The organism is Methanobacterium sp. (assembly GCF_038562635.1).
In the GTDB taxonomy this organism is placed as follows: Archaea; Methanobacteriota; Methanobacteria; order Methanobacteriales; family Methanobacteriaceae; genus Methanobacterium_D.
Map to the genome: position 1 here is coordinate 244,061 of NZ_JBCFBO010000001.1, position 11,956 is coordinate 256,016.

11 protein-coding genes are annotated in these 11,956 nt (G+C 32.7%); 4 read left to right on the plus strand and 7 right to left on the minus strand.

Annotated features, from left to right (window positions below; all coding sequences use genetic code 11):
• Positions 1-73 precede the first annotated feature (73 nt).
• Positions 74-556: a hypothetical protein gene (locus AAGU07_RS01180; protein WP_342457389.1), complete on the plus strand. Its 483-nt coding sequence runs from the start codon at positions 74-76 to the stop codon at positions 554-556.
• 179 nt (positions 557-735) lie between these two features.
• Here the strand turns inward: AAGU07_RS01180 and AAGU07_RS01185 are convergent, their stop codons facing one another.
• Both AAGU07_RS01185 and AAGU07_RS01190 read right to left on the minus strand, forming a co-directional pair.
• Complete coding sequence (locus tag AAGU07_RS01185) at positions 736-936, minus strand: hypothetical protein (protein ID WP_342457390.1); 201 nt, start codon at positions 934-936, stop codon at positions 736-738.
• A gap of 39 nt (positions 937-975) precedes the next feature.
• Positions 976-1,374 (minus strand): secondary thiamine-phosphate synthase enzyme YjbQ, encoded by a 399-nt coding sequence (locus tag AAGU07_RS01190; protein WP_069585652.1) that lies wholly within the window; start codon positions 1,372-1,374, stop codon positions 976-978.
• 298 nt (positions 1,375-1,672) lie between these two features.
• Here AAGU07_RS01190 and AAGU07_RS01195 point away from each other — a divergent pair, with 298 nt between their 5' ends.
• On the plus strand, positions 1,673-3,919 hold the full coding sequence (locus AAGU07_RS01195; RefSeq protein WP_342457391.1) for a PAS domain S-box protein: 2,247 nt from the start codon (positions 1,673-1,675) through the stop codon (positions 3,917-3,919).
• Positions 3,920-4,171: 252 nt separating this feature from the next.
• Here AAGU07_RS01195 and AAGU07_RS01200 read toward each other — a convergent pair whose 3' ends face one another.
• The 4 genes from AAGU07_RS01200 to AAGU07_RS01215 form a co-directional block, all read right to left on the minus strand.
• The gene (locus AAGU07_RS01200; protein WP_342457392.1) at positions 4,172-4,930 is read right to left on the minus strand and encodes a hypothetical protein; all 759 of its coding nucleotides are present in this window, start codon (positions 4,928-4,930) and stop codon (positions 4,172-4,174) included.
• Positions 4,931-4,953: 23 nt separating this feature from the next.
• Positions 4,954-5,739, minus strand: a complete 786-nt coding sequence (locus tag AAGU07_RS01205; RefSeq protein WP_342457393.1) for a hypothetical protein — start codon at positions 5,737-5,739, stop codon at positions 4,954-4,956.
• Between the two features lie 150 nt (positions 5,740-5,889).
• A complete protein-coding gene (feoB, locus tag AAGU07_RS01210) occupies positions 5,890-7,914 on the minus strand; it encodes a ferrous iron transport protein B (RefSeq protein WP_342457394.1) in 2,025 nt (674 codons plus the stop codon).
• A gap of 2 nt (positions 7,915-7,916) precedes the next feature.
• A complete protein-coding gene (locus tag AAGU07_RS01215) occupies positions 7,917-8,654 on the minus strand; it encodes a metal-dependent transcriptional regulator (protein ID WP_342457395.1) in 738 nt (245 codons plus the stop codon).
• A gap of 975 nt (positions 8,655-9,629) precedes the next feature.
• On the opposite strand from AAGU07_RS01215, the gene AAGU07_RS01220 reads away from it, so the two are divergent.
• Both AAGU07_RS01220 and AAGU07_RS01225 read left to right on the plus strand, forming a co-directional pair.
• Positions 9,630-10,193 (plus strand): hypothetical protein, encoded by a 564-nt coding sequence (locus tag AAGU07_RS01220; protein WP_342457396.1) that lies wholly within the window; start codon positions 9,630-9,632, stop codon positions 10,191-10,193.
• A gap of 51 nt (positions 10,194-10,244) precedes the next feature.
• Positions 10,245-11,438 (plus strand): FAD-dependent oxidoreductase, encoded by a 1,194-nt coding sequence (locus AAGU07_RS01225; RefSeq protein ID WP_342457397.1) that lies wholly within the window; start codon positions 10,245-10,247, stop codon positions 11,436-11,438.
• A gap of 115 nt (positions 11,439-11,553) precedes the next feature.
• Here AAGU07_RS01225 and AAGU07_RS01230 read toward each other — a convergent pair whose 3' ends face one another.
• Positions 11,554-11,895, minus strand: a complete 342-nt coding sequence (locus AAGU07_RS01230) for a hypothetical protein (RefSeq protein ID WP_342457398.1) — start codon at positions 11,893-11,895, stop codon at positions 11,554-11,556.
• Between the last annotated feature and the right edge of the window lie 61 nt (positions 11,896-11,956).

Genomic DNA, 11,956 nt, shown 5'->3' on the forward strand with positions numbered 1-11,956 from the left:
TGAATTTAATTCATAATTTTTTATATTAAATATAACAGTTTTGCGATGTATAAGTTACACTTGGGTGGAAATCATGAAAAATGAAAAAAATAAAATTAAGAGTTTTATGGATAATTTATCTTCAAAGCGCCAGAAAAAAGAGAAAAATTCTAAAAAATCTGAATATATTGGCGCAATAGTTGTTAACGTAATTTTATTGTATATTTTTAATAATTTACTCAACTGGCATGTTTACTTTATTACAAATGCACTTAATGAAATTTTATGGATTATAAACATTGCAATTACAGCTACAATAATCGGAAACATAATGTTTCTTATCTTCAATCCAGAATGGTTTAGGCATATAATAAAGATAATTTTGAATATATTTGCATTTACTGCTGTATATTCCATTTACAGCATTTTTCCATTCAATTTCAGCTCATTTTTAGTTGACTGGAGTGTAACAATTGCTTTAATATTTATAATGGCAGGTATAGTAATTGCAACTATAGTTGAGCTCTTTTTATTGATTATTAATATATTGGCGAGATTTAAATTAATTAATAAGTAGACACTCTACTTAATTTCTTTTATTCCAAATCTAAGTTACTGGCATCAATATCATCTATCCACTAATTCCTTTAAATTCAGCAGTACTTTCTAAGCTACCAATTTATCTCATCGATTCAATGTTTATTAGCACCAATACTTTCTATTTTATTGATTTAACTAAAAACTCATCAATATTAACTACTCAATTTCTTTTATCTCACCCATCCAACGCTTACTCATATCAATATTTTCTTTTATTTTCATTAATTCCCCTAAAAGCTCGTTGATATTTTCAGCAGATATTAATACCACAATGTCGCCCTTATCAAATACAGAATGATCTTTAAGTACAACTCCATTTTCGCCTACAAATCCAACTGTTGACTTTAATTTGTTCATTTAGCGCCTCCAATTATATTAAAATTTAAAAGGATCTACTTATTCCCCAATAACAGTTACCTCTATTTTTCTTAACCTGCCTGAAGTATCTGCTTCTATAAAAAATAAATCCTGCCAGGTTCCTTTGATGACTCTTCCATTTCTTACCGGAAGTGTTCTATCTGGAGGAAGGAGCATTGACCGGAGGTGTGAATAAGCGTTTACATCATGCTTCCACCCTTCTTTTGGAGTTAAATTATCAAGTAATTTTTCAATATCTTCCCTTAAATTACTCTCAAGTTCTGTTAAAGCAAAGACCGCAGTGGCATGTGGAGCAAATACATGTACAATACCATTACTGATCTTAGACTCGCCCACTGCACCTTCAATTTTATGTGTTAAATTAATAATATCTCCTGGTTTTTCAGTTTCTATATGGATGGTTTTGGTAAAAATCATAAAAGACCTCCTGCCTTAAAAAAATTTTAACTTAAATTTGCAAGATTTATTTTTCAAAATTTCTATTCTAAATGATGTTTATCTATATTATCTTTATTGATTATTTTACTTTTACAATTTTTCAGACCCTGCATTTTCTTTTAAATAATTTGAGAATAAGTAGTGATATTAAAAATATCCCTGTAAAGTATCCTGAAAACCACAACGTATATATTAGTATTGAACTTTGATAATAATATAATAATACTTTTCATATTAACTAATTATTTTATGGGAATACTTAAAAGAAGATGAAAATATGATGAGGGCCGGTAATTACTCATTTGGGAAAAACTTTGAAATATTTGACAATCTGCTTGAAGCTATATCAGTTTACGAACCGGTGTATGATAATAAAGGTAAGATCCATGATTTTATTGTGAAATATGTTAATTCTGCCGAAATAGCCGGCTTAAGTGATTCCTATAAACATTATGTTGGTAATTATATCAGTAATTTATATGGAAATGATGACTTAGAACTTTATTTTAAAATATATGAAGATATAATAATTACTGGTAAAAAAACGTTTAAAGCTTATTTACCTCCATTTAATCGATATTACCAAATTTCAGGATTCCCAATTCATGACAACCTTTTTGTCATGTTGAAAGTAGAGATTACTGGTGAAGAAAAAGAATTAGAAAATAATAATGACAATTTAGAGATTAAAACTGCAAAAAAAACAGCAATTATTGGAGAAAAAGGAATAAATGAAATATTAAATGAAAATGATGAAAAATTCCGTTTAATATTTAATAGAGCAGATGATATGATCAGTTTAAATCTGATGAATGAAGATGGTACACCTGGAAAATTTATTGAAATAAATGATACAGGTATTAAACGGTTAGGTTACAGTAAGGAAGAATTTTTGGATATGACCCCTTATGATATAGATAAAGAATATGAAACTCGAAGAGCCCTCGCAAAACCAACTAAGGAACATCATGCAACATTTGAAACTGTCCATACAACTAAAGACTCTCAGAGGATACCCGTAGAAATCACTGCCCATATTATTAATTACAATGGAAAAAATGTCGGCCTTTCAATTTCTCGAGATATACGTGAACGTAAAAAAGCAGAGAATTCGTTGAAAGAAAGTGAAAACCGCTACCGTAAATTACTGGAGAATTGTTTTGATGCAGTTGTGTTTCATAGCGAAGGAAAAGTTATCTGGGCAAATAATACTGCAATGGAGCTTTTAGGTGTAAAAAACTCTGAAAAACTTGTAAATAGGTCTTTGATTGATTTTGTACATCCGGATTATAGGGAAATAGTAATAGAACGTATAAATAATATGGTAGAAAACAAAGCCGTTCCACCAATAGAAGAAAAATTTTTATCGATAGATGGAAAAGCCATAGATGTAGAAGTTTTAGCAGCTGGATTCACCTATAATGGGAAAAACGCAGTTCAAGTTGTTTTTCGTGATATAAGTAAACGTAAAGAGACAGAAAAAGCGCTTAAAGATTTTGCAATACTACAGGCAAAGATCATGAGGGCTTTAAAAGAAAGTGAGGAAAAATTCCGTTTGATATTTAATAATGCAAACGATATGATTTCTTTAAGTGAAATCGATGCCAATGGAATGCCTGGGAAATATATTGAAATAAATGAAGTCGGTGTTGAAAGATTAGGTTACACTAAAGAAGAATTATTAAATATGAGTCCTGTTGATATAGTTGCTCCAGATAAAAGAGCAGAAATGCCATTTAATGCAGTAGCATTAACCAAAAATGGTTACAGCAATTTTGAGATAGTTCATGTTACTAAAGAGGGCAGAAGAATACCAGTGGAAGTTAATGGACACGTGATTAAATACAAAGAAAGAAGAGTTTACCTTACAGTTTGTCGAGATATCACAAGGCATAAACTACTGGTTAATGCTTTAAAAGAAAGTGAAGAGAAATTCAGGGAAATATTTCATAATGCAAATGACATGATCACATTGCATGAAATGAATGAAAATGGGATGCCTGGGAAGTTCATTGAAGTAAACGAAGTTGGATGCAATCGGCTGGGTTATACAAATGAAGAGTTTCAGAATATGTCCCCTGTAGATATTGTAGCTCCAGATAAAAGAGTAGAAATGGCAAGCCACGCCATAGAAATTTGGACCAATGGATATGCTAAATTTGAGATAGTCCACGTTACTAAAGACGGTAGAAGAATACCTGTAGAAATAAATACTCATATTTTTAAATTTAGAGGAAAAACAGTAGCTCTTGGTATTTCCCGTGACATTACAGAACGTAAGGATGCAGAAGAAAAACTGAAAAAACTTTTAGATAAATTAAGTCATTTAAATGAAGAATCTGAACAATTTATTTATACAACTGCCAACTATCTACAAGAACACCTGGAAATCATTACAGATATTACAAAACAGTTAAAACATGATCATGAAGATAAATTAGACGTTAATATTGAAAAATCCATTAATAATATTGCAGACGAAAGTGAACACTTAAAACAGATGATACTTAATTTGCTGGAATGAAGATATTTCTAGAACTAAAATAGAACTTAAACCTGCAGATATCCCGAATATTACAATTTTTATTTAAAAAAAACAATATAGTGCTTCAATTAATTATTTAGCCCTGTAAAAAAGGTATTGAAAAATATGAGGTAAAATATAAGTTGAATCATAACTGAGAGCTGTTCAACGTTTATTTTACTATTCCAATCATATATTAGTCCATCATAGTTTTAGGAACCACATCAAATGATTAATCAACTAAATGGTTAATTAATCATAGTTCTGGTTATTTTTATATATGTTGTACTGATAGCTGTCATTAACTGTTTTGTAGTTTTCATTTAACAATCCCTGGTCATAATAGGATTGTAGAGTTGCATAATTTTTTAACTCAAAATCCCTGTAGGGGTTGTTAAAGTAAGGGAAGAGCATTCCTTTAATTGTATATACATATGCAGGAATTATTCCATAGGTTTGGGTTAATATCTGGAAATACAGTGGGAATCCACATCCTTGAACTAGAATTGGGTTGTCCTGCCTGACAGTTCCATGCCATACCAGCGGAAGCGGACCCTGTTGTCCATGTTCCTGGGCGAGTTCGTTGACGTGAGCCATCATCTCGTCGTAAGTGTCATAAACATGCCCATCAGACATGTATTTATACCTGCCGTCAGGAACACCAAATAAAGCCACTTTAAACGAATCCAAAAAGTTAACCTGGCTTATATTAATCGAACCGTTACCTTGGGTGTCAATAAAACCTACTTCTATTATATATACACCACTATCGTTGTAGCTGCGGTAGTTGGAACTTCCAGTAAAATGTACTACCAGAGCACATTTAGATCCTCTTTCTTCTGCATATTTTACCAAAAGTTCGGAGTCAGGATGTCCAGGATACATATCTGGATTTGCCAGTTTAACAAACGAAAGCCTTCCTAAAGGTTCAATAGGACCATTTGAAACTGTGACATAAGAATAACCTATAATAAGAGCTAAAATACCTAATGTAATTAGTAACCATTTCATTTTTTATTCACCATAATTTTAAATCACGCACTATCGTAGCTCTGGCTGTTGTTTTCGTACAGCTGCTTGTAATATTGAAGGGCAGTTTTGTTACCCTTTGTATTGGTCTCATAATTTATGTTTAATAACCCCTGATTATAATCATCTTGTAACTGTGAAGCATTTTTAAGCTCAAAATCACGGTAAGGATCATTAAAGTACGGTGCAAACATCCCAGATAACGTATACACATAAGCAGGAATAATTCCATATGTTTTAGTTAATATCTGGAAGTATAATGGGAACCCTTCTCCAGGAGTTATTATAGGATTTCCCTGCCTTACTGTTCCTTTATAAAACATTGGAAGCGGACCCTGTTGTCCATGTTCCTGGGCGAGTTCGTTGACGTGAGCCATCATCTCGTCGTAAGTGTCATAAACATGCCCATCAGACATGTATTTATACCTGCCGTCAGGAACACCAAATAAAGCCACTTTAAACGAATCCAAAAAGTTAACCTGGCTCATATTTATTGAACCCATACCCTGAGTGTCAATAAATGCTACCTCAATTATATACACATTGCCCTCCTGATAACTACGATAATTAGAACCACCATACAATTGCAGTACCAATGCACACTTAGATCCTGTAGCCTCAGCTTCTTTAGCAAGGAGTTCAGAATGAATATGGCCAGGATACATATCTGGATTTGCTAACTTAACAAATGCAAGCCTCCCCATAGGTTCAATAGGACCATCTGAAACTGTAATATATGAATAACCTACAATAAGGGCTAAAATGCATAATGAGGCTAATAACCATTTCATTTTATATTCACCATAAATTAACGATAACTTAACATTAACTAACTATACTTAAAGTATTTATTCCATAATTACACCCAAATCAGCATTTTTACAATTAACTTAGTATTACTTTTGTAATTATGGTTAAATTAACTAAAATTAAAAATTAGTTTAGAATACTAAAGAAAGTACTCTAAACGCTATCCCCCCAATAACTATGGCTGTGACAAGGTTAGCTGCAGATATATATGCCGCGGCTTTCACTCCAAATTCGCGGATCAATATTGTGATGGTAGACAGGCATGGAATGAACAGCATAGATACAAGGGCCAGCACTATAAATTGAACCGGTGTTAAAAAGGCAGCTAGATTTGGGCCAACCAAAGTCACCAGCATTAAAAGAACAAATTCTTTTCTAACAATACCAAATATTAGAAGAATACCTGAAATTGCTGGAAGACCTAACCACATAACGGTAATAGGAGTTAATGCGGCATTTATAGGTCCTAAAACGCCGAGAACATACAGGGCCTGTATAATTGCACTGGCAATAACATATATTGGAAGTACCAGATAAATCAAGGATTTAGTCCGTGTCCATGTCTGTTTGAGTGCAGTTGATAAGGATGGTACTTTAAAGGAATGCATTTCCATTATCAATCCTGTTGACTCGCCAGGTACCACTTTTAAAGCAATTCTACCCATTATAAATATAATTGCAAGGTCAATGGCATAAAGTGCAATCGCCCACCATATGTTGACAAAAACCGCTACAAGACCAAGAACTATGATGGTTCTTGCTGCACATGGTGCAAATGTAATAGCAAATGATGCAAGCAGCCTTTCACGTCGTGTTTCTAAAATACGGGTCTGGTCAATAGCTGGAACATTACATCCATAACCAAGGATCATAGGGATAAGTGCCTTCCCGTGCAGCCCTATTTTATGCATCAGTGTATCCATCATAAATGCAACCCTGGTTAATATTCCAGAATTTTCAATTAGACTGAGCATTATATAAAATGGAACTACAAACGGTATAACAAGTGTAACCCCTGCTACAATACCTCCAAATGCACCGTTCCATAGAACGCTTGCTAAACCTCCACTTACTTGAGGATCTACAGGTTGGAAGAAGCTAAAAGCGTCTGAAAGCAAACCTGAAAAGAAATTCCCAACTACAAATGTCCATAAAAGCAGTCCACCTATTACCAGAGCAGAAGTGATATAACCATAGACCCTGTGTGTAACTATCCTGTCCAGTTTCTCTGAGAATGTGATTTTTATTTCACTCTGCATCTGAGCTCCTTCTGCAATTCTGTTTGCAAGGGCATATCTTTCAGATGCAATAACAGAAAAAGAGGGTTCCCTATGAATATCTTCTATTTCCTCTGCCAGATCATATGCTAAATTGGTAACCTCTTCAGATTTAGATTTCACTAACTTTTGAATCTCTGGATCGTTTTCTATCAGCTTTATAGCTACCCACCGCGATGGATATCCTAAATCAAGATTTTTAGACTGAATTAAATTAGTTAGTTCTTGAATTTTATTTTCCACTTCACTACCATATTCCAATGTAACAGCTTTATTTTCCTTTTTTTCTGCTATTTCTATGGCTGTTTCCATTAATTCGTGTAATCCTTCCCCTCTTACAGCTACAGTAGCAACAACTGGTACTCCTAATGCTGCCTGCAGTTTTTCAGTATCGATATTAATTCCTTTTTGTTTGGCTATATCAATCTGATTAACACATATAACTAACGGCACTTCCATTTCCACAAGCTGCATTGTAAAAAATAGATTTCTCTCTAAAACGGCAGCATCAACAACATTAATAACAACGTCAGGTTTTTCCAGTGCAATATATTCCCTTGATACAATTTCTTCCAGTGAATATGTAGAAAAAGAATATATTCCTGGTAAATCAATTACATCGATGTCATAACCTTCAAAATGAAGTTTACCTTCTGCTCTCTCAATTGTTTTTCCAGGCCAGTTCCCTATAATCTGGTTGGAACCTGTAAGATCATTAAAAATAACACTTTTACCAACATTAGCGTTTCCTGCTAGTGCAATTGTAAAATCAGGTGCTGTTTTATTATTTTGCCCGTGTTTATGTCTATTCTGGTGCCTTTTACCATGATTTTTTCCATTCCCTGATTTTTGAGGTTTGTTTTCGCCAGATCCAGCCAATATCAGCACCCCATCTCATCACAAGCTTCAATAAAAACGTTTGAAGCTATATCTCGACCAAGGGCAAGTTTTGATCCTCTAACTGCAACTTCAACAGGGCCTCCGAGTGGAGCAACTTTGATTACACTTATAATTGCGCCAATGGTAATTCCCATATCTAAAAGCCTTCGAATTACCTTGTGATCTCCCCTTATAAAACTTACTCTACCTTTTTTGTGTTCGTTAAGGTCAAGTATTGAGATTAGGTTTTCATTCCTCTTTCCAACTTCTTCCACATCTACTTCTTTCCTTTCTTTGCATTCTTCACAGGTTGTAAATTTTAAATCACATTCTGGAATAACGCTGTCACCAGGACATTTATTAGGCTGTTCTAAAAGATGGCAAAGTGCTCTTTCTGCATCGTCAGAGAGTACATGTTCCATTTCACATGCCTGGTCATGAATCTTATCACTTTTGATCTTTAAGATGTCACATAAAAATCGTTCAATTAATCTATGCTTTCTGGTGATTTTTTTTGCAATTTTAAGGCCTTCCTCTGTCAATACCACTCCTTTATATGGAGAATATTCTACGTAGCCTTTAACTGCTAGTTTTTTAAGCATTTGGGTAGCGCTTGCTGGTGCAATTTTTAGATTTTCTGAAATCATTGATGTTGAAACCCTTTCTCCGTTTGGGCCAAGTTTGTATAATAGTTCAAGATATTCCTCTACATTTCCGCTAATTGTTGTATTCTTTGGCATTTAGGTCCACCTAAAACATTAATAACTATAGTTATTGGAGAAGCTATATAAAGTTTTGGGTATGCCTAAAAATTAAAATATTAATTTACAAATAAGCATAAAAAATACATCCATGTCCTTAAGTAATGTAATATTTTCATGGGAATATCTAAACTACACATTTTTAATTTTTATATTAAAATTGCAACAGGAAGTATCTCATGCGCATGCCATAGACATGAACTATAATAATATTTAGATCCAACATGCATGCCCTACATATAAATAGAATTTAAAATTAAGATTTGAATTATTTTAGAATTAATTTGATAAGTAATATTAATCCTGAACTCATAATGAATTCAGGAATAAAATGTTAACGACCAAATTAACAATATTTTACTTTATTTTTAAGTTAATGTCCTGGACACTTTTAGGGGCAAGTGTCCAGGGAGACTTTTTATGGTCCATATAAAAATATTTCCTAATGATTTATATATATTTGCATATCGAGTAACCAGTTAATACCTACAGTAATTATTTTATATTCTTAAACGCTACCTATAAAATAATTGAAATTAATTCAATAAATTAATTTTTATTAAATCCATATACTAAAATAAAGACCCGTATTTTTTATATAATTTATTTAAAAATAAACAACTACCTATTTTATTTCTATAAACGATAATTTACCCATATATTTTAAAAATAACAACTTTCCTCAATTTTAGGATCCTGGACACTTTATGCGCAAGTGTCCAGAGTACATATGGTCAATTTAAATACATTCATAATGACTTATATACTTTTGCGTATCTACCCTATTTTTAAAACAATTAAAATTATTATTTATTACTATTCTATTATGCCCCTAATTAATTTATAGCCTGTTTTATACAAGAAATTTTCTAAAATTCAATATATTCCGAAATAGATATAAATAAGCTCATGGATAAAGGTATCTGTTAAGTTAAATTTCTGGAAGTAAAAAATATGGCAGGATTTGGTAGGGGAGCTGCAATACTCATAAGTATAATGGTTGGTCTTATTATTTTACCCTTACTTGGAATTAAAGGCCTATTTGCCATTGTTATAATTGGTTTTATTGCAAATTATCTCACTGTAAATAATCAAAGAGGTTATCTAATAGGTGCGATTGCTGGAGGCGCAATTGGCCTTATCGTCTTTATATGCGGCTTTTTTGTTTCACCTGTACTTCCTGATCTTCCAACTTTATCCAGTTCCAAAATGATTAAATTAGAATTATGGGGATTATCTACTTTACTAATCGGGTTTTTTGTTTTAATTGTAACTTGTACTGGACTTGGAGCAATCGGAGGAGCGATAGTACAAAAAATATTTACAAAGAAAAGTGAAACCGAAAAATACAAAAAAAGAGATAAGCCTCAAAGAAACTTTAACAAGTATTTAAAATTAATTTTAAATAGAAACAAACACCCGAAAAGCTTTAATAATAGATCAGGAAAGACTTTGAGTAGAAATAAAAGGCAGAAAAGCTTTAATAATAAACCAAGAAGAAGTTTAAAAAAGAAATAATTATTATGGAATATACATATATCATTATAACTCATATGGAAGGATATTAAAATGAAAGCCATAGTTGTAGGATCCGGTGCAGGCGGGGGAGCCATTGCAAAAGAACTTGCTAAATCAGGCATTTCAGTCACTGTAATTGAAAAAGGACCATCTGTTAGCACTAAAAAAGCATATAAACATTATGATGTATTGAATGTAGGGACAGAAGTGTCAAGTACCATCTGTTTAGGGGGTACTACTCTTGTAACAGCAGGGAACGCTGTGAGAACCTGTGAAGAATCTTTTAAAAAATTAGGAATTGATTTAAGCAGTGAATTTGAAGAGATAGAAAAGGAACTGTGTATAAATACTCTTCCAGACTCACATTTTGGAGAAGGAACCAAAAAAATAATGGATGCTGCCAGATCTCTGGGCCTGGAAATTCAAAAAATGCCCAAGTTCATATACCCTGATTTATGTAAACCCTGCGGCAAGTGTTTTTTTGGCTGTCCAAGGGAAGCTAAATGGACCAGTATTAAATATATCAAAGAAGCTGAAGAATACGGAGCAGAAATTATAGATAATACTCCAATTACAGATATAATCATTTCTGATGGGAAAATAAAAGGCGTAAAAAGTGATGACAAGATATTTAAAGCAGATATTGTGATCTTATCAGCCGGTGCAATACAAACACCTCGACTACTGCAAAAGATAGGTATAAATGCAGGCAACAACCTTTTTGTAGATACATTTGTTACAGTTGGGGGAATACTTAAAAATATAAAGTACAACAAGGAAGTAACAATGAATGCCCTCATAAAATTAGATGATATGGTTTTAGGCCCTCATTTTTCAGAAATTTTAGTAAATAAGCTCAAAAAATATAAAGCTCGTAAAAAAGATATCCTGGGGCTTATGATTAAAATAAAAGATGAACCTTCAGGTAAAGTTACACAGGATAATGTAATAAAATTCAACACTGCAGAAGATATTGCTCTTTTAGCACGTGGAACTGCTATTGCCGGTGCAATATTAACTGAAGCAGGTGTAATTCCAGAAACACTGGTATCAACTTATGCAAGAGGAGCACACCCCGGTGGAACTGCTGCAATTGGTGATATTGTTGACACTAATTTACAAACTGAAATAGAAGGCCTTTATGTTGCAGATGCGAGTGTTTTCCCCGAAGCCCCGGGTGCACCACCTGTTGTTACTATTCTTGCACTTTCAAAAAGGCTTGCAAAACATATAGTTAATAAATAATTTTATTTTTTTAAATTAATTTATTTAATTTCTTATTTTTCTAAATCAGCTTAATCTATTGTCTGAACTAAAAGTGTATAACTTAAGGAATAATGATAATTTTCCAAATATAAACCTATTCCAATTTCTTTGTTCTATAAATAATCAATCCTCCGATTACGAAATTAGCAATTGCAACTATAATCAGTTCAATCCCATAAGCTGCACTTACTGTAAATCCTGTACTAAAACCTGCTGCATTCAATAACTGTATCGCCCCTAAAATCCATAAAATAACTCCAAGCACATATATGACCATGAAACTTTTAGATAGATAAATCAACACTGCAAAGAGAATGAATATTACTCCAAATACAGTGGATGAAAATTCGAGGCTTAAGATTCCCCATATTGCCACAAGAATAGTAAGTCTCTTAATCCATTTCTGTCTCTTTTCATCAACTGGTTTTTCATTCAAAATAATACCTCCTTTCTCTATTAAAGATATAATAACTTCTAATTAAGCTTAAAAGCTTATT

Coding starts and splice junctions, on each gene's coding strand:
- AAGU07_RS01180 (WP_342457389.1), top strand. CDS start 74: ATGAAAAATGAAAAAAATAAAATTAAGAGTTTTATGGATAATTTATCT.
- AAGU07_RS01185 (WP_342457390.1), bottom strand. CDS start 936: ATGAACAAATTAAAGTCAACAGTTGGATTTGTAGGCGAAAATGGAGTT.
- AAGU07_RS01190 (WP_069585652.1), bottom strand. CDS start 1,374: ATGATTTTTACCAAAACCATCCATATAGAAACTGAAAAACCAGGAGAT.
- AAGU07_RS01195 (WP_342457391.1), top strand. CDS start 1,673: ATGATGAGGGCCGGTAATTACTCATTTGGGAAAAACTTTGAAATATTT.
- AAGU07_RS01200 (WP_342457392.1), bottom strand. CDS start 4,930: ATGAAATGGTTACTAATTACATTAGGTATTTTAGCTCTTATTATAGGT.
- AAGU07_RS01205 (WP_342457393.1), bottom strand. CDS start 5,739: ATGAAATGGTTATTAGCCTCATTATGCATTTTAGCCCTTATTGTAGGT.
- AAGU07_RS01215 (WP_342457395.1), bottom strand. CDS start 8,654: ATGCCAAAGAATACAACAATTAGCGGAAATGTAGAGGAATATCTTGAA.
- AAGU07_RS01220 (WP_342457396.1), top strand. CDS start 9,630: ATGGCAGGATTTGGTAGGGGAGCTGCAATACTCATAAGTATAATGGTT.
- AAGU07_RS01225 (WP_342457397.1), top strand. CDS start 10,245: ATGAAAGCCATAGTTGTAGGATCCGGTGCAGGCGGGGGAGCCATTGCA.